At 70.4% G+C, this 16,203-nt stretch carries 17 protein-coding genes, 2 tRNA genes and 1 pseudogene; 8 read left to right on the top strand and 12 right to left on the bottom strand.

All coding sequences use genetic code 11. The features are described 5' to 3' along the window. Positions 1-70 precede the first annotated feature (70 nt). Positions 71-161 (top strand) — tRNA-Ser (locus ACWCPM_RS03705). 192 nt (positions 162-353) lie between these two features. Next, positions 354-426 (top strand) — tRNA-Arg (locus tag ACWCPM_RS03700). Between the two features lie 77 nt (positions 427-503). Here the strand turns inward: ACWCPM_RS03700 and ACWCPM_RS03695 are convergent. Together ACWCPM_RS03695 and ACWCPM_RS03690 are read right to left on the bottom strand one after the other, a co-directional pair. Beyond that, positions 504-656, bottom strand: a pseudogene (locus ACWCPM_RS03695) (site-specific integrase); the annotation flags it as partial. A gap of 78 nt (positions 657-734) precedes the next feature. Then, entirely contained in the window at positions 735-1,046 is a 312-nt protein-coding gene (locus ACWCPM_RS03690) for a hypothetical protein (RefSeq protein ID WP_450974500.1), read from the bottom strand. 440 nt (positions 1,047-1,486) lie between these two features. Between ACWCPM_RS03690 and ACWCPM_RS03685 the strand changes: the two genes are divergently transcribed. Together ACWCPM_RS03685 and ACWCPM_RS03680 are read left to right on the top strand one after the other, a co-directional pair. Next, the gene (locus tag ACWCPM_RS03685) at positions 1,487-1,627 is read left to right on the top strand and encodes a hypothetical protein (RefSeq protein ID WP_450974499.1); all 141 of its coding nucleotides are present in this window, start codon (positions 1,487-1,489) and stop codon (positions 1,625-1,627) included. 132 nt (positions 1,628-1,759) lie between these two features. Beyond that, positions 1,760-2,269 carry a hypothetical protein gene (locus tag ACWCPM_RS03680; RefSeq protein ID WP_450974498.1) on the top strand — a complete coding sequence of 170 codons (510 nt, stop codon included), beginning with the start codon at positions 1,760-1,762 and terminating at the stop codon, positions 2,267-2,269. A gap of 265 nt (positions 2,270-2,534) precedes the next feature. On the opposite strand, the gene ACWCPM_RS03675 is transcribed toward ACWCPM_RS03680, so the two are convergent. Together ACWCPM_RS03675 and ACWCPM_RS03670 are read right to left on the bottom strand one after the other, a co-directional pair. Further along, positions 2,535-3,506, bottom strand: coding sequence for an SGNH/GDSL hydrolase family protein (locus ACWCPM_RS03675; protein ID WP_450974497.1), 972 nt, complete (start codon positions 3,504-3,506; stop codon positions 2,535-2,537). 453 nt (positions 3,507-3,959) lie between these two features. Further along, positions 3,960-4,352, bottom strand: a complete 393-nt coding sequence (locus ACWCPM_RS03670; protein WP_450974496.1) for a hypothetical protein — start codon at positions 4,350-4,352, stop codon at positions 3,960-3,962. A 595-nt stretch (positions 4,353-4,947) separates the two neighbouring features. Between ACWCPM_RS03670 and ACWCPM_RS03665 the strand changes: the two genes are divergently transcribed. The 3 genes from ACWCPM_RS03665 to ACWCPM_RS03655 all read left to right on the top strand — a co-directional run bounded on the left by ACWCPM_RS03665 (position 4,948) and on the right by ACWCPM_RS03655 (position 7,160). Next, on the top strand, positions 4,948-5,280 hold the full coding sequence (locus ACWCPM_RS03665) for a hypothetical protein (RefSeq protein WP_450974495.1): 333 nt from the start codon (positions 4,948-4,950) through the stop codon (positions 5,278-5,280). A 77-nt stretch (positions 5,281-5,357) separates the two neighbouring features. Beyond that, the gene (locus ACWCPM_RS03660) at positions 5,358-6,329 is read left to right on the top strand and encodes a DUF2797 domain-containing protein (protein ID WP_450974494.1); all 972 of its coding nucleotides are present in this window, start codon (positions 5,358-5,360) and stop codon (positions 6,327-6,329) included. A 90-nt stretch (positions 6,330-6,419) separates the two neighbouring features. Further along, positions 6,420-7,160 carry a response regulator transcription factor gene (locus ACWCPM_RS03655; protein ID WP_450974493.1) on the top strand — a complete coding sequence of 247 codons (741 nt, stop codon included), beginning with the start codon at positions 6,420-6,422 and terminating at the stop codon, positions 7,158-7,160. 203 nt (positions 7,161-7,363) lie between these two features. Here ACWCPM_RS03655 and ACWCPM_RS03650 read toward each other — a convergent pair whose 3' ends face one another. The 6 genes from ACWCPM_RS03650 to ACWCPM_RS03625 all read right to left on the bottom strand — a co-directional run bounded on the left by ACWCPM_RS03650 (position 7,364) and on the right by ACWCPM_RS03625 (position 13,807). Then, positions 7,364-8,782 carry an FG-GAP-like repeat-containing protein gene (locus ACWCPM_RS03650; RefSeq protein WP_450974492.1) on the bottom strand — a complete coding sequence of 473 codons (1,419 nt, stop codon included), beginning with the start codon at positions 8,780-8,782 and terminating at the stop codon, positions 7,364-7,366. Positions 8,783-8,874: 92 nt separating this feature from the next. Further along, complete coding sequence (locus tag ACWCPM_RS03645) at positions 8,875-9,345, bottom strand: PPOX class F420-dependent oxidoreductase (protein ID WP_450974491.1); 471 nt, start codon at positions 9,343-9,345, stop codon at positions 8,875-8,877. 56 nt (positions 9,346-9,401) lie between these two features. Further along, a complete protein-coding gene (locus ACWCPM_RS03640) occupies positions 9,402-9,755 on the bottom strand; it encodes an STAS domain-containing protein (RefSeq protein ID WP_450974490.1) in 354 nt (117 codons plus the stop codon). A 173-nt stretch (positions 9,756-9,928) separates the two neighbouring features. Then, positions 9,929-10,750: a YceI family protein gene (locus tag ACWCPM_RS03635; protein WP_450974489.1), complete on the bottom strand. Its 822-nt coding sequence runs from the start codon at positions 10,748-10,750 to the stop codon at positions 9,929-9,931. A gap of 76 nt (positions 10,751-10,826) precedes the next feature. Continuing rightward, positions 10,827-13,343: an MFS transporter gene (locus ACWCPM_RS03630; protein ID WP_450974488.1), complete on the bottom strand. Its 2,517-nt coding sequence runs from the start codon at positions 13,341-13,343 to the stop codon at positions 10,827-10,829. Between the two features lie 14 nt (positions 13,344-13,357). Next, complete coding sequence (locus ACWCPM_RS03625; protein ID WP_450974487.1) at positions 13,358-13,807, bottom strand: MarR family winged helix-turn-helix transcriptional regulator; 450 nt, start codon at positions 13,805-13,807, stop codon at positions 13,358-13,360. Positions 13,808-13,989: 182 nt separating this feature from the next. Here ACWCPM_RS03625 and ACWCPM_RS03620 point away from each other — a divergent pair, with 182 nt between their 5' ends. Next, positions 13,990-14,184 (top strand): hypothetical protein, encoded by a 195-nt coding sequence (locus tag ACWCPM_RS03620; protein ID WP_450974486.1) that lies wholly within the window; start codon positions 13,990-13,992, stop codon positions 14,182-14,184. Between the two features lie 8 nt (positions 14,185-14,192). On the opposite strand, the gene ACWCPM_RS03615 is transcribed toward ACWCPM_RS03620, so the two are convergent. Next, entirely contained in the window at positions 14,193-14,990 is a 798-nt protein-coding gene (locus tag ACWCPM_RS03615) for a hypothetical protein (RefSeq protein ID WP_450974485.1), read from the bottom strand. Positions 14,991-15,029: 39 nt separating this feature from the next. Then, a complete protein-coding gene (locus ACWCPM_RS03610; RefSeq protein WP_450974484.1) occupies positions 15,030-15,965 on the bottom strand; it encodes an RNA polymerase sigma factor SigF in 936 nt (311 codons plus the stop codon). Positions 15,966-16,203 lie beyond the last annotated feature (238 nt).

Raw genomic sequence — 16,203 nt, 5'->3', positions numbered from 1 at the left:
ATTGGTGATGGCCCGCTCGACTGTGTCATCATCGGCACACACCGTTCGCGCACGCGAGAGCGGCTGTGCTGGAGGCGTCGCCTAGTCCGGTCTATGGCGCCGCACTGCTAATGCGGTTTGGGCCTTAAAGCCCATCGAGGGTTCAAATCCCTCCGCCTCCGCGCATCACCGAAGCCCTGGTCCTCCCGGATCGGGGCTTCGTTGGTTTCTGAGCCTCGGGATGGCGTTTGCGCAGGTCACAAGGGGTGCGGCTAACGGATTTCACATGGCGGCGGCAGTCATGTAATGTTCTTCCTGTCGCCGCGAGCGGGCCGGAAGGGCCGGGAGCGGCGGGAAAACAGAACAACGGACAAGCACTCGTAGCTTAACGGATAGAGCATCTGACTACGGATCAGAAGGTTGCAGGTTCGAATCCTGCCGAGTGCACACAGGTCGAAGGCCCCGGAGTGATCCGGGGCCTTTGACGTTTCAGGGGCGTACAGCAGAGAAGTACAGCAACCGCATCAACCGGTGCCGCCCATCGCGTCCGACAGCTTGCCGATCGCGGCCCGCACTTCTTCCTCGCTCGCTTCGGCGTAGACCTCCATCGTCATGGCGATCTGTGAGTGCCGCAGGATGCGCTGAGCCACCTTCGGGTGCACCTTCAGCGCCACCAGAAACAGACGTGTGGGTCGACGGCGGACGGGATGGAAGCTGGGGAGAGTGGTGGGAATCTCTGGCTTGGCAAGTGCGCGCTATCCACCGGCAGCAAGAGAAGAGAACAGCGCCGCCCCGCCCCCGAGGACAACCAACTGCACGACGCCAGGAATACGCCAACCCAGGGCGAGGAGGCCACCGCCTGTGAGTACTGCGCCGCCCCCCAGGAGCCACGATGCCTGCGACGCCACCCGTGAGGCACTCGACGGGCTGTCGCTCTGGTAGCTGTCGGCCCATCCCGCCAGCCCATAGCCGTACATCACCCAAGCGATGACCATGAGGTCGATGACGAGTAGCGCCACGCTGACCCCGATCTGCTGGCTGGTTGACGGCTCTTTCGCCTGCCCCATGGCCACTTCCGTCCCGTCTTCAGGTGACGATCTGCATGTGGTCAGCATGGTGTTGCAGCGGGCACTGCACATGAGCACAGGTACTCAGATGCACCAACCCCTGGAGCACCGGGTCGGATTGGATCTGTCAAGGCTGCCGCTCTGTGCTGACACCAGTGGCTGACACCAACAAGCGCGAACAGCGGCGGTCGGCGCCGGGCCTCATTGGACGATCGACCGAGACGCAGAGTTGGTTGACCGACGTGGCCGCATCCCCGTGATCGACCTGATAAGGATGAGGACAAACTGCAAAGCCTCATCGCCGCACGGGCGCCGTCTCACTGTCCGCGCCGGTTGCCATTGAGTGACCGGGAGTCCCCGCCTTTCCAGTCGTCGGCGTAGACCCACTCACTGATCTCCGCGTGTCCTTCACCGTGGATTGGACTGTGTTCCGGGAGTACATGGAGACGCCCAGGCTCTTCGTGCTGCTGGGCGGCGACCGCGCGGCCGGACTCGCGGTACTGCCCAAGCGGGGCGCCCAGAATGCGGCAGACGTGGATCGGCTTCGGGCGATCCTGGACGGGAACCTGAAGCGGCTCTAGATGGCTGCTGGGACACCGACCGGGCCGTCGTCATCGTCCGGCATTCTCGCAGTGGCGCTGAAGGCGCCCACGAGCCTGTTCTCGCTCTGTGCGCGCCCTGTCCCGTAGATCCATTGCACTACGCTCCGCGCCATGAAACTGAAGAGAGTGGCGACGCCGGTTCTCGTCGGCGCAGGTGGCATAGCCATCATCGCGGCAACGGGCGTGTGGGCGCTGTCGGGTGGGCTCTACGGCTGTACCAGAGCTGACGAAGAACTCGCCCCCACTCTGGCGTCCCTGTCCATCCTCGACGCACACCCGAGTCAGACGCAGCCCAAGGACGAGCGGTACTCCGGCTGCGACGAGGATGACGGGTTCGCCTACGCCGGGCAGTACTACCGATACACAACATCCCGGACCGGCGTGCTGTCCTTCTACCGCCAGGCAGCCGCGGAAGACGGCTGGCGACTTGAGAGCGCCGATCCGTCGCCGTCCCCGGCACCTGGCAGCCTCGCGGTCGACATCTCAGCGCTCTGTTTCGAGAAGCCCGTCGCAGGCACTACCGCCCACCTCGCTGTGTGGTTCCCCAGCGACCTCGGCGACCGCACCGGCGACTACGGCCTGGACATCACGGCCAGCCATGACGGAACTGCCTGGTGCTGACCCACTGCCGCCGCGTCGCTCACCTTGCCCCGGTAGCGATGCGAGGCATCGGCCGCACCGAGATCACGGATGACTGACGGGGTAGCCGCTGCTGTACAGCAATGAAGTACAGCAACCCCAGCAACCGGCAGCGCCCGCCACTGGCTTCCGTTGGCCTCCAATCCTGCCGAGTGCACATCGGACCAGAGGCCCTGCGGAGTGATCCGCGGGGCCTCTGGCTTTTGTTCTGACGGCGGCGTTCGACGGCAACCGCCTTGCGTGCGGGTCAGTTGGGGGCGATGGCGTTCAGGATCGCCGATGTGACGTGGTCGGCCGCGTTGCGGTGGCCGCGTGCGTTGGGATGTACGAAGGCGGTCCGGTTGTCGTGGTCGAAGACGCCCTCGACCCACTTGCCGGCGTCACAGACGCTGTGGTTCCGGGAGGAGTCGTAGAGGTCGACGAAGCCGGCGGCGTCCTGCGTGTCGGTCGACTTCGCGATGGTCTTGTTGAGGGGTTCCAGGACGTCCTGGCGCAGCCAGTCCAGATCACCCCGGGTGATCGAAAGGAACTGTTGCACGTCGTTGTACCGGCACTTGGCGGTGACGTCGGGAATGACCGCGGGGTAGCCGACGGCCAGGATCTTGGCGTGCGGGGCCCGTTCGTGAAGCTTGGCGAGCATCTCGTCGTAGTCCTTGCCCACCTCGGTCAGTTTGGCGGGAATGCCGGCGGCCAGGGCGTCCTTGCACGGCGTGCCCACGCCGCCGCTGCCCGAGCCCAGTTCCAGGCACTTGAAGAGGATTCCGGCGAACCCGAGGCTGTTGCCGCCCACTCCGACGGTGATCACGTCGGTGCCGGATCGGACCGCCTCGGACTGGGGTGGCACGGGCGGGAAGGGGTAGTCCGGGTCTTCGGAGACGGGGGGCAGGTGACGGCCGATCGGCTGCTGTGCCCGGAAGGTGATCTCCTCGATCGTGGCGGCGCCGCAGCTGACATTGGTCAGCTCGATGAGCGAGCCGAGGTCCCGGTCGATGACTTGGGGGTAGGACCGGTCGGTGCGCTCGCAGCCGTCGCGGGGGATCTCGAAGATGTCGCCCGCGGCGGGGATGACCCCGGCGGTGTAGGAGTCGCCCAGGGCGACCCAGTCGTAGGACGCTGCGGCGGCGGGCTGTGCCCCGGCGAGCTGTGCGGGAGCGAGGGCGCCGGCGGTGAGGGCGGCGGCCGAGCCGAGCAGGGCCAGACGAGTGCGGAACCTTGCCACGAATCCTCCAGGGATGCGGTGTTGGCGTGTCCTTGACCCTAAAAGGCTGATTACTCAACGCGATAGATCCAATGCGGACAGTCACATTCCGTGGCGTCCGGGGGTGCACAGGGACCGAGGCGGACATGTTCTGAACGGACTGGCTCGATGCGCCGACCGCACGCAACTCCCATCCGACCGGCCCGGTACAGGATGTGAGTGGTGAAGCAGGTTTCCGGTCGATCCGCGGGATCGTGGTCGGCGGCACGGCTCCCGTCGGCTGTCCGATTCGCGATCATCGTGTGGCTTCTGCGGCAGTACGTGTGGTGCTTGCGTTTGCCGGGCGGGCCGCCACCGGTCGACTCCCGGTAGCGGACCGATGGGAGCCGAGCCGTACGAAGGGGGAGATGCCCCGGGTCACGCGGCTTGCGCTGTGGTCGAGGACTTCCCTGACCATGCGGCCTCGCCGGGTCGTCAGTCCGCGGTCATGTCCGCCGCCGGCTCCGCGCCGATCAGGGAGAACGCGAGGATCGACACGCGCGTGATCAGTCCCGCGAGGAGGATCGTGCCGAAGCCCTCGACCTCCAGCTCGGAGAGTTTGCCGCCGAGCCAGGAGAGCAGCCACCAGATGAGCGAGTCCTGCACGAACCCGGCCAGGCCGAAGGCCAGCAGTGCCGGAGTCGGGACACGGGCAGACGGGCCTATGTGGACGAGCTGGGTGAGGAGCATGACCACGAGTGCGGCGACCATGAGTGAGGCCGGCACGTCCATGTCTTCCGCCCCCAGGGTGACGCCGGGCAGCACGGTCCCGGCGACGCAAACGCCGAAGAGGGCACCGATCTTGCGTCGTCTGCCTATGTCAGTCATGGGGGACCCTGACACGCGGGATGTGAGCCTGTGAAGATCCCGTAGACGTCGATGGCGGTATCGGAATCGACGTCACCCGGCGTGCGAACGGGTTCCTGAACCACCGGGGCGTACAGCCGTGTTGTGCGCGAGCAGGACCGTGGGACGGGCACGCGGGACCTCGTGGTGCACGGCGGCGAAGTGCGGCAACCCCGACAACTGTCCCCGAGGCGGACGCCGATGGGCGGCCCGCCCTCTGCCCGGAAGGGCCGCGACCACTACCGCACCCCGCGGGCCCGGCACCCCGACTTCTGCGAGCCGTGCGTCGCTCGTGGCGTCGCCCGGATCGCCCGGTACTCCTCCTACGACCTCGTCCATCTCTCGGGGAACCGTTCCGGGCCGGCGGCGTCACCCGCATCGACCCCTACGACAAGGAGGAGTGCGCACCCACTGTCGTCGCCGAGCTGCGCGGCTTCTCCGGCGGGCACTCACCGCCGCACCCGCCGTACAGGCCGAGAGCCCCGCAACGTGTCCTTCCGTGACGCAAGTTGCGGCGGCCGAACGGGTGATTAGAGTTGTTGTATCCGCAGGCAAGTCCATGTGAGAGGGGGCAGACATGCCCGTTTCACGACGAGGGGCCGCCGTCCTCGGTTCGGCTGTCCTCGCCTTGAGCCTCGGTCTGGTGCCGGTCACCTTCCAGGAGGCCGCCGCGGCCACCCCCAAGGAGACTCACGTCGGTACGGCGACGCTGGTGCCCCAGGAGAGCAAGGACTATCGGCGGGGCTTCAGCGACGGCTTCAAGCAGGGGTTCCGCCAGGGCGAGGACAAGTGTGACCGGAACGACGAGCGCCGGGCGCCCATCGGTTTTCCCGAGCAGAGCAAGGACTACCGAAAGGGCTACAAGGACGGCTTCAACGTCGGGTACCGCACGGGGCAGCGGTCCTGCTGACGGAGTCGGTGTCCCGTCGACCGGCGGGGTGGGGGTGAACGGCCGCTGTCAGTGGCTGCGCCTACGCTCGGATGTCGATGGCTGACGTGTGGAAGTGCTCGGGGCTGCGGTGGGTGGGCGGTGGACCCGTGCTCCTCTGGAGCGGGGGCCGGCGAAGCGTGCTGGGCTGGGGGAAGAGGATCTCCTTCGGGGTCACCGAAGGGAGCGTCCGGACGTGCGTGGGGGCCCGCGGGCACCTGTGTCCCGTGGGTGCCGTCGTGGCGGGGCGGAGCACGGGAGCCCGGTGCGAGGAGTGCGCGCGGCTGGACCGGGCGCATTCCGTGGCCGCCGACGCCGTGCCCGACGACCCACGGGCGTACCACGTGTATCTGGCGTGGTTCGGGCCCGGAATGGTGAAGGTCGGGATCACCGCCGTGGAGCGCGGTGAGGCCCGTCTGCTGGAACAGGGAGCCGTCTGTTTCAGCTGGCTGGGTGCCGGGCCCTTGATGGCGGCCCGGCGGGCGGAGGAGATGCTGCGGGCGGCCTCGCGGGTGCCCGACCGGATTCCGTACGCCGCCAAGCGGGCCGTACGCGCCGGGTTGCCCGGGAGCGAGGCGGAGCGGGCGGCCGAGATCGCGGAGCTGCATGCGCGGGCCACCGCTCTGGCCGCGTGGCCCGAGTCGCTGGAGCGCCGGCCGTTCCGGGCCGTCGACCATGTGCGGGCGTTCGGGCTGGAGGGGGCGCCTGCCGCCGTCGGGGAGGTGGGTGAGCTTGTCGCGGGCGGGATGGTGAGCGGCGAGCTGGTGGCCGCCGCCGGGCCCGATCTGCATCTCGATGTCGGCGGGCGGGTGGTGGTGCTGGACACGCGGCTCTTGAGTGGGTGGGACTTGATCGCGCCGCCGACCGCGGCTTCGGTAGCCGTCGCGGGTGAGTCGTCCGCCGTGGCTGCCTCTTCTGCGCCGGCCCCGTCACACGCCGTTGCGGCGGCTCCCGTCGGCCGAGCCGGTGTCCTCACGTTCCCCGTGCGCGGGTTCCCGAAGGCGGAAGTGCCGCAGGACGGCCTGTTCTGAGCCCCCCCCAGCCGCCGTCCCGCGCATTTCTCAGCCACCTCACAGGTTGCCGCAAGGACGCTCTCAGGGACGCCGGTCAAGGTGTCCACCATGACCACCCTCTCGCCCCAGGGGCGCACCGATCTGCTGAGGCCGGACGGGACCCCCGTCCGGGTGCTCGTGGTGGACGACGAGATGCCGATCACCGAGCTGCTGTCGACGGCCCTGCGCCACGAGGGCTGGCAGATACGCAGCGCGGGGGACGGTCGGGGCGCCGTACGGACCGCGCGGGAGTTCCGGCCCGACGCCGTCGTGCTCGACATGATGCTGCCGGACATGGACGGGCCGGCCGTGCTCGGCGGGCTGCGGCGGGAGCTGCCGGCTGTGCCGGTGCTGTTCCTGACCGCCAAGGACGCGGTCGGGTACCGCGTCGCCGGGCTCACCGCGGGTGGGGACGACCATGTCACCAAGCCCTTCTCGCTGGAGGACGTCGTCGCGCGGCTGCGCGGGCTGATCCGGCGGGTCGGCGCCGCCGACCGGCGCTCGGACTCCGTGCTCGTCGTCGGCGACCTCACGCTCGACGAGGACAGCCACGAGGTGACGCGGGGCGGGGTGGGCATCCATCTCACCGCCACCGAGTTCGAGCTGCTGCGCTTCCTGATGCGCAATCCACGGCGCGTGCTCAGCAAGGCGCAGATCCTCGACCGCGTGTGGTCGTACGACTTCGGCGGGCGGGCCAACATCGTCGAGCTGTACATCTCGTATCTGCGGCGGAAGATCGACGCCGGCCGGGAGCCGATGATCCACACCCGGCGTGGGGCGGGCTACCTGATCAAGTCCGCCGTGTCCTGACCCGGCGACGGAGAGGGCGGTCGCCGACCCGGCGGCGCCCTCCCCGCTGACCCGGCGGTGCCCCCCGCTGACGCGACCGGTGAGCCGAGGGCGCCCCACTCCACCCTGCTGCCTCGTACGCCGTACCAGGATCGAGGCAGCCGTGCTCGAACGCGGCTGACCCACCCACCGTCTCCGCGTACGCCCTGCCGACGGTGGGCGGGTCAGTCCGCCAGGGCCGCGCCGAAGTACGGGCGGGCACCGAGGCCCAGGGTCTGCGTGGTCAGCAGGGTGGAGCCGGTGCCCGTGGGCCCGGACGCCGTGCCCGGAAGGATGTGGAGGCGCCCCTTCTCGTTCGCCGCGGCGACCAGTTCGGCCCGTCCGTCGTGGTTGAAGTCGCGCAGCAGGACCGACGCTCCCAGCCAGGCGCTGTCGGATTCGTCGGGTTCGCCCTCGACACCGGGTGTGCGGACGTCGTACTGGCGGGCGTTCTTGCCGGTGAGGCCGCCCTTGCCGCCGCGCAGGACGGTGACCGCGCCGCCCCAGAAGTCACTGTCGCCGAGCACCTGACCGGGGACGCCGGCGGCGAGGTCCGGGTAGCCGTCGCCGTTCGTGTCCGCGACCGACACGTCGTACCCGAAGTAGTCGGTCGGCTCGGCCGTGCCCGGGACGCCGGGGGTGGCCTGGCTGAGCGAGGTGACCGTGGTGCTGGGACCGGCCGAGGTGCCCTTGAGGAGGTGCACGGCACCGCCCTTGCCCGAGCGGTGGACGCCGATCGCCAGGTCGCCGTAGCCGTCCTTGTCGAAGTCGGCGACGGCGGCGCTCGGATGGGAGATGTCGCCCGAGCGGGGCAGGCCGATCTTCCGCGGCGGAGTGGCCGGACCGCCCGTACGGCCGCGGTAGAACCAGACGCGGTTGGTCCAGGTGCCCGAGTCGTAGCCGAGGACCGCGAAGTCCGCGGTGCCGTCCTTGGTGACCTTGCCGGAGACCACCAGTTCCGGCTTGATGTCCTCGCCGTCGATCGGGTCGAGGTTGGTGGCCGTGCCATGCGAACCGGTCTTCGTGAACGGGCCACGTACGACGAAGACGTAGTCGTCGGTGATCGCGACGACGTCCTGCTTGCCGTCGGCGGTGAAGTCGCCGACGGCGACGTCCTTGGCGAAGCCGCAGTCCTTGCAGCTCGGGCTCCTGAACGACGTCCCGTCGGTCAGTCCGGCCTTGGAGCCCCACAGGACGGTGAAGGTGCCGCGGTAGGCACCGTCGTCCTCGCCGGGGGCGGTCACGACGACGTCGCCGTAGCCGTCCTTGTTCATGTCGGCCGCGGTGACCTTCGTGCCGAAGAAGTCGTTCGTCTCCGCGGTGCCCGCGATGTGCGGGGTGTTCTGCGTGATCACCGAGCGCTTGGCGGGGGCGAGGCCGCGGGCGGTGCCCCAGACGACCACGACGGCACCCGCCTGCTTCTTGCCGCCCGCCGTGGCGGTGCTGTCGCCGAGGACGAGGTCACGGTGTCCGTCACCGTTGAAGTCGTCCGCGAACTTCGCGGTGGCGGCGGTCGCCGGTGTGGCCGGCGCCAGCTGGGTGAGGCCGGAGGCGAGGAGGCCGGCGGTGAGCAGATAGGTGCGCTTGCGCAAGGTGTCTCCCACGGTCGGGGTGGACCCCGGGAACCCGGTGTCGCGGTCAGGAGACGCTTGCGAAGTGGCGCGGGTTGTAACTGAGTTGCGTGAACATTCGGGTTCTAGTCGCCCTCGACCAGCCGCGCCGGGAAGCCGCCCGTCGCCACCGGGCCCCAGCGCTCCGGGGTCACCCGGATGATCGACTTGCCCTGCTTCACCATGGCCTGCCGGTACTCGGCCCAGTCCGGGTGCTCACCGGCGATGTTCCGGTAGTACTCCACGAGCGGTTCCACGGAGTCCGGGGCGTCGATCACCTCGGCGGTGCCGTCGATCTGGACCCAGGGCCCGTTCCAGTCGTCGCTCAGGACGACGAGGCTCACCCGCGGGTCCCGCTTGGCGTTGCGGGTCTTGGCGCGCTCCGGGTAGGTGGAGACCACGATCCGGCCCGAGTCGTCGACCCCGCAGGTCAGCGGGGACGCCTGGGGGCCGCCGTCGGCGCGGCGGGTGAGCAGCAGGGCGTGATGACGGGGGCGGACGAAGTCCAGGAGCTCGTCGAGCGAGACGCGGGTGTTGGTCGCGATGTGGGGTGCCATGGACGGCAGCCTAGGCCGCGCGGGGTCCCCCGAGGCTGACCCCGCGGGGAGCGGGTTCACGCGGCGAGCGCCTCCGTCAGGTCGGTGTACACCGGTACGTCCCGTCGTACGCCGGTCACTTCCAGGACCCGGTTCGGCACGCTGTCGGGGGGTGCCACCACGCGGAGCCGGATGTGCGGCGGCAGATGGTGGCGGACGTCCGCGACGAGGCGGGCGCCCTGGGAGTCCATGAAGTCGGTCCCGGTGAAGTCGAGGACCAGCATGCGCAGCCGGCCGGCGCGGCCCTCGGTGACGGCCGTGACCGCCGCGTACAGGGCGGGGCCGTTGCCGAGGTCGATCTCGGTGGGCAGGGTGAGCAGGGTGCAGCCCGGCAGGTCGCTGACCCGGCACGGGGTCGGGAAGGGGGTCACGGCACTCACCTGGTAGACGGCATGGGGGAGATGGCAGACGATCGTCCGGTTCCGAATTCCGAAGAGGCCGCTTCCTGACCCGTCGGCCCATTCCATCACGCCCGCCGCCTGGTTCAAAGGTGTCCGGAAAGACGGCCGGCCGGGCCCACCCTCCGGCGTGAGCCCGCGCCGGCTCACGACTGGGGCAGTGTCTCTCCCCGTACCCCCTGCACCTCCAGCTCCACCCTGACCGTCGTGCCGATGGCGGCGATGCCCGCCTGCACCACCTGGTTGTAGTGCATGGCGAAGTCCGCGCGCCGCAGTTCGGCCGTCGCGCGGAACGCGGCCCGGGTGCCGCCCCAGGGGTCGGCGCCGGTGCCGAGGCAGGCGAGGTCGAGGTCGACCGGGCGGACGACGCCGTGCAGGGCGAGTTCGCCGTGCACCGTCCAGCGGTCCGCGCCGGCCGCCGTGAGGCCCGTCGACCGGTAGGTGATCTCCGGGTAGCGCTCGACGTCGAGGAAGTCGGGGGAGCGCAGATGCCGGTCCCGTACGCCGTTGCCGGTGTCGATGGTCGCCGCCCTGATGGCCGCCGTGACCCGGGACCGGGCGAGGTCGTCCGGGGCGATCTCGATCGTGCCGGCGAAGTCCGTGAACCGGCCGCGCACGCTGGACATCCCGAGGTGCTGTGCGACCGCCGTCACGCCGGAGTGCGCCGGGTCGATGGTCCACCGCCCCGGCGGCGGCAGATCCGTTCCGCCCTGCCGGGACAGGGTCACGGCGCCGACCTCGGCCCGCCCGCTCGCCGTCACGATCGCGCCGGCGGCGGCGGGCCCGTACCCGACCGCGGTGACGACGACCGTGTAGGGCCCCGGCTCCAGCGGCGTCGCGTCCCGCACCGCGCCCTCGGCGTCCGCCTCGGCCCTCAGCACCTGCGTGCCCCTCGCGTCCGTCACGGTGACGACCGCGTGCGACACGGCCCATCCGTCCCGGGTGCGGATCCTCGCGGTCAGTGCCATGTCCTTCGTGACTTTCTGTGCTGGATCCGGCCCGTGACGGGGCGCCCGCCACGGGCCGGATCTGCTCCTCTTGGAACTACTCGCCGGGGTGGGCGAGTTCGATGTCGTGACCGTCGGCGCCGGCGCCGGTGACCGTCAGCGAGGTCGCCACCGGCGGATAGCCGGACGCGATCACCGTGTAGTCGCCGCCGTCCAGGTCGGTGAAGGCGTACGCCCCGTCCGTCCCGGTCGTCGAGGTGGCGACGACGTTGCCGGCGGCGTCGACCAGCGTCACGCGCGCGTCGGCCAGCGGCCCGTGCGGCGCCCGTACGACGCCCAGCACCTGGGCCCCCGCGTCCAGGTCGACCTCGATGCGGGTGACGCCGGTGCCGGCGACCTCCACGGGCAGCGCGCGCGGCCGGAACCCGGCGGCGTTGACGGCGACCGTCACGGGGCCGGGCACCAGCTCGGCGAAACCGAACTCGCCCCGCTCCCCGGTGGTCTGGCTGGCCAGCAGGTCACCGCGCACATCGGTGACGATCACCATCGCGCCCCGGACCGGCAGCACGCTCCCGGCGGCCCGCACCACGCCGGTCAGCCCGCTGGTGCCGCTGAGCAGGATGTCGTAGGCCACCGGCTCGTCCGCCACGACCACGGTGGATGCCTGCGGCTGGAAGCGGTCGGCGGAGGCGATCAGGACGTACGAACCCGTGCCCGGCGCGTCCACCCCGTAGGAACCGTCGGCCTGTGCGACCGAGCGGCCGAGCTGACGCCCCGAGAGGGAGATCAGTGTGACGGCGGCCTGCGGGACCGGCGCGTTCTCGGCGCCGCGCACATGACCGCGGATCGGGATGCCGCCGGGGACCGGGGGTTCGGTGGCCAGGGCGACGGCCGCCGCGAGCCGCTGGGTGTCGCCGAGGCCCGCCTCGGTCTCCGTGAGGACCTTCCGGCGCGGGAGCGGTGCGGGGGCCGCGGCGGCGGCCTGGGCCGGGATCTCGTCGTCGGCGGACTGTGCGAGCGCGCCCACGGTCTTCAGCGGGACCTCCTTGATGAACAGCGCGCACACCAGCGCGAGCAGCGCGACCGGCGCGGCGTACAGGAAGACGTCCGCGATGCCGTGGCCGTAGGCGCTCTCGAACAGGGTGCGGAGCGGGCCGGGCAGGGCGTCCAGGTCGGGGATGCTCCCGCCGGCGTTCGAACCGGCGAGCGCGGCGGCCGACTCCGGGTCCAGGGCGGCGGCGCCCTCCTTGACGTAGTCCGTGATGCGGTGGGCCAGCACCGCGCCCAGCGCGGAGACTCCGAGGGCGCCACCGAGCGAGCGGAAGAAGTTCACCACCGAGCTGGCGGCGCCCAGATCGCTCGGGTCCACCTGGTTCTGCGTGGCGAGCACCAGGTTCTGCATCATCATGCCGACGCCGAGGCCGAGCAGCGCCATGTAGACGGCCACGTGCCAGTACTCGGTGTCGTAGCGGATCGTGCCGAGCAGGCCGAGTCCGCCGGAGACCAGCACACCGCCGGCCAGCAGCCACGACTTCCAGCGTCCGGTGCGGGTGATGACCTGGCCGGAGATGGTGGAGGAGAGGAACAGACCGCCGATCAGCGGGATGGTCAGGACGCCGGACATCGTCGGCGACTCGTCGCGGGCCAGCTGGAAGTACTGGCTGAAGAAGATGGTGCCGGCGAACATCGCGATGCCGACGAACAGCGAGGCGAGAGAGGCCAGCGTGATGGTGCGGTTGCGGAACAGGCGCAGCGGGACGATCGGCTCGGACGCCTTCGCCTCGACCAGCAGGAAGATCGCGAGCAGCGCGACCGTACCGCCGGTCATCGCGTACGTCTGCCAGGACATCCACGCGAACTTGTCACCGCCGAAGGTCACCCAGACCAGCAGCAGACAGACCGCGGCGGTGATGAAGAAGGCGCCCGCCCAGTCGACCTTGACCCGCCGCTTGACGACCGGCAGGTGCAGGGTGCGCTGGAGGACTATCAGGGCTATGACGGCGAAGGGGACGCCGACGTAGAAGCACCAGCGCCAGCCGAGCCAGTCGGTGTCGGTGATGACACCGCCGATGAGCGGCCCGCCGACCATGGCGGTCGCGAAGGTGGCGCCGAGGTAGCCGTTGTAGCGTCCGCGCTCACGCGGGGAGATCATCGCCGCCAGGATGATCTGGGCCAGCGAGGACAGACCGCCCATGCCGACGCCCTGCACCGCGCGGAAGACGATCAGCATCGCCGGGTCCTGCGACAGACCGGCCGCCGCCGAGCCCAGCATGAAGACCACGAGTGCCAGCTGGATCAGCAGCTTCTTGGAGAAGAGGTCCGCGAGCTTGCCCCACAGGGGGGTGGACGCGGTCATCGCCAGCAGCGACGCGGTGACCACCCAGGTGTAGGCGCTCTGGCCGCCGCCGAGGTCCTTGATGATGTCGGGCAGGGCATTGGAGACGATCGTCGACGACAGGATCGCCACGAACATGCCGAGCAGCAGCCCGGTCAGCGCCTCCATGATCTGCCGGTGCGTCATCGGGGCGTCCGGGCCGTGCGAGCTGTGTGAGCCGTGGGCGCCACCTCCATGCTTGGCGTGGGCCCGCACACCGGCCGGTGTGGATGTTGCCATGGCTTCCTTTTCTCCTACGTGTTTGCGGGTGTACGGGTGCAGTCGTCGAAACTCGTCCGTAGCCGGGCCATCAGCTCGGTCAACTGCCCGACCTCGTCGTCGCTCCAGTCGCTCAGCCGCTGGGCGAGCAGGTGTGTGGTGCGCCGGGACAGCTCGTCGAGCTGATCCAGGCCGCGGGGGGTCAGGCGGAGGATGCGGGAGCGCTTGTCGGCCGGGTCCGCCAGGCGTTCGATCCAGCCCCGTCCGGCCACGTGCGCGACATGGCGGCTGGTGACGGACATGTCGACGCTGAGCAGCTCCGCGAGCCTGCTCAGCCGCATGTCGCCGTACCGGCCGAGCAGCGTGAGGACGGCGGCGGAGCCGCTCGGGCAGTCGGCCGGCAGGCTCCGTCTCATCTCCCGTTTCACGGCGGCGAAGGCACTGAACTGACGCGCCAGTTCCTCGTACTGCGTCCGCTCTGCCATGACCCCTCCCAGTTCAGTTGCTTAGAGCAACCATAAAAATGTTGGTTGCCGCGGGCAAGCTAAATCGGGCGGATGGCGATAAAAACTTGGCAAAGGCAAGTATTGCAACCGTAAATGTGCAGGTCGGACCCGGTGCGACCCCCGCTTGGGCCCGTCAGGCCTTTTCGCTAGGGTCTCGGGCCATGGCTAACAACCCGGGTCCCCAGGGCAACCACGACCCCGCAGGCAACACCCAGATGTTCCGCGCCTTCGTCGACGAGGCCCCGCAGGGCCGGCAGCAGCCGGCCGCGCCGGCCGGCCCGCGCATCGGTCTGATCGTCGGCGTCGTGGTGGCCGTCGCCGTCGTCGCGGCGGTCGCCTGGCTCGCGCTGAAGTAACCGTTCCGTCACTCCCACCGGACCGAGACGTCCCGCGTCTCGACGTGCATGCCGAGCGGCACCCGCCAGGCGTCCACGCACACGGTCCAGGTCTGTTCCTTCCGTGCGCCGGCCGCGATCGGCGCCGGAAGTGCTTCGGTCGACTCGATCGTCCCCCAGTCGACGCCGAGCGCGCCGATGACGTGCGTGCCGAAGGTGACCGTGCCCGAACGCACCGCCGTCTGGCCGGTGTTGTGGAAGGTGACGGTCACCTGCTCGCACCACCGCTTGTCCGCGGGCTCCCGCGCGGGCGTGCCCATGCTCACCTCGGCGGGGCCGGGGGGCGCCGGCGTGGGGCTGTCCGGAGGGGTGGGAGTCGCGGGCGTCGGGTCCGTCGGCGTGCCGCCGGAATCCGTGCCGCCGTCCGCGGGGGGCGTCGTGCGGCCGTCGGCGGCCGACGTGGGGGCGTCGCCGGGGGACGGTGGTGTCCCGTCCGGCGACCGCTGCCCCGGGGTCGCGGGGCCCGCTGGGGCCGCTGGGGCGGAATCCCGCGAGCTGTCGGGTGAGTCGCGCCCCTCCGCTCCTCCGCCCGGTGCGCGGGTGCCGTCGAGCGGCACGAGCGTGACCCCGTCAGGCGGCGTGCCCGTCGTGCCGGGCGACCGGGGCGGGCCGCCCGCCGCGCCGACCGCGACGTACCCGCCGTCGCCGTCCCCGCCGCCGCACGCGGCCAGCAGGCCACCCGTGCACACGAGGGCCGCCGCGGCACCCAGCAGGGCACCACGGCGGCGAGGCGACTGTGTGCTGAACGCGCTCCATGCCCCACGCATCGCGCCAGTGTGACTGACGATGCGTCAGGAAGGAAGAACTCAGTCGGAGATGAGGCCCTCGCGCAGCTGCGCCAGCGTGCGGGTGAGCAGCCGGGAGACGTGCATCTGGGAGATGCCGACCTCCTCGCCGATCTGCGACTGGGTCATGTTGGCGAAGAAGCGCAGCATGATGATCCGCCGCTCCCGGGGCGGGAGCTTGGCCAGCAGCGGCTTCAGCGACTCGCGGTACTCCACGCCCTCCAGGGCGGTGTCCTCGTAGCCGAGGCGGTCGGCCAGCGAGCCCTCGCCGCCGTCGTCCTCGGGGGCCGGTGAGTCCAGCGAGGAGGCGGTGTAGGCGTTGCCGACCGCGAGGCCGTCGACGACGTCCTCCTCGGACACGCCGAGCACCGCGGCGAGTTCGGTGACCGTCGGGGAGCGGTCCAGCTTCTGTGAGAGCTCGTCGCTGGCCTTCGTCAGGGCCAGGCGCAGCTCCTGGAGGCGGCGCGGCACCCGCACCGACCACGAGGTGTCGCGGAAGAACCGCTTGATCTCGCCGACGACGGTCGGCATCGCGAACGTCGGGAACTCCACGCCGCGTTCGCAGTCGAACCGGTCGATGGCCTTGATCAGGCCGATCGTGCCGACCTGGACGATGTCCTCCATCGGCTCGTTGCGCGAGCGGAACCGGGCCGCCGCGTAGCGCACCAGGGGGAGGTTGAGCTCGATCAGGGTGTCCCGGACGTACGCGCGCTCCGGGCTGTCCTCGCCGAGTGCGGCGAGGCGCAGGAACAGGGTGCGGGACAGGGTGCGGGTGTCGAGGTCCGCGGAGGTCTGCGGGGCCGGAACGTCCGCGGCCGCGAGGGCCGGGGCCGGAGCGGCCGCCAGGGCCGGGACGTCATCGATGGGGTCGAGCGCGCCGTGCGCGTCGAGCGCCTCCGGCGCTGTCTCGCTCTTGATGAGCGTCAGCACCTTCGAGCTGCCCTGGTCTGCGGACATGCCACCCCCTTTGGGTCGCGGGACGGTCGTGGCGAACGCTCCTCGTCGTGGAGCGCAGCCTTCACCTGAATACCGGCGCCGGGGCACCGGCAAACGCGCTTCCGGCAGAATGTCACATGTCGGCAACACGCTGTAGCGACATGTCGACATGCGAGACGCGAAAACCCGCTGGCAGAAGGGGGTCTGACGGTTTTTCGGGACCGAAGGACGGCCAAAATGCCTGGTGAGCGATTCGCTC

This window comes from Streptomyces sp. NPDC002309 (assembly GCF_053593375.1).
Note: the sequence above shows the minus strand (reverse complement) of the source record. Positions and strands in the feature narration are given on the sequence as shown.

Coding starts and splice junctions, on each gene's coding strand:
- ACWCPM_RS03690 (WP_450974500.1), bottom strand. CDS start 1,046: ATGGGGCAGGCGAAAGAGCCGTCAACCAGCCAGCAGATCGGGGTCAGC.
- ACWCPM_RS03685 (WP_450974499.1), top strand. CDS start 1,487: ATGGAGACGCCCAGGCTCTTCGTGCTGCTGGGCGGCGACCGCGCGGCC.
- ACWCPM_RS03680 (WP_450974498.1), top strand. CDS start 1,760: ATGAAACTGAAGAGAGTGGCGACGCCGGTTCTCGTCGGCGCAGGTGGC.
- ACWCPM_RS03670 (WP_450974496.1), bottom strand. CDS start 4,352: ATGACTGACATAGGCAGACGACGCAAGATCGGTGCCCTCTTCGGCGTT.
- ACWCPM_RS03665 (WP_450974495.1), top strand. CDS start 4,948: ATGCCCGTTTCACGACGAGGGGCCGCCGTCCTCGGTTCGGCTGTCCTC.
- ACWCPM_RS03660 (WP_450974494.1), top strand. CDS start 5,358: ATGGCTGACGTGTGGAAGTGCTCGGGGCTGCGGTGGGTGGGCGGTGGA.
- ACWCPM_RS03655 (WP_450974493.1), top strand. CDS start 6,420: ATGACCACCCTCTCGCCCCAGGGGCGCACCGATCTGCTGAGGCCGGAC.
- ACWCPM_RS03645 (WP_450974491.1), bottom strand. CDS start 9,345: ATGGCACCCCACATCGCGACCAACACCCGCGTCTCGCTCGACGAGCTC.
- ACWCPM_RS03635 (WP_450974489.1), bottom strand. CDS start 10,750: ATGGCACTGACCGCGAGGATCCGCACCCGGGACGGATGGGCCGTGTCG.
- ACWCPM_RS03630 (WP_450974488.1), bottom strand. CDS start 13,343: ATGGCAACATCCACACCGGCCGGTGTGCGGGCCCACGCCAAGCATGGA.
- ACWCPM_RS03625 (WP_450974487.1), bottom strand. CDS start 13,807: ATGGCAGAGCGGACGCAGTACGAGGAACTGGCGCGTCAGTTCAGTGCC.
- ACWCPM_RS03620 (WP_450974486.1), top strand. CDS start 13,990: ATGGCTAACAACCCGGGTCCCCAGGGCAACCACGACCCCGCAGGCAAC.
- ACWCPM_RS03615 (WP_450974485.1), bottom strand. CDS start 14,990: ATGCGTGGGGCATGGAGCGCGTTCAGCACACAGTCGCCTCGCCGCCGT.
- ACWCPM_RS03610 (WP_450974484.1), bottom strand. CDS start 15,965: ATGTCCGCAGACCAGGGCAGCTCGAAGGTGCTGACGCTCATCAAGAGC.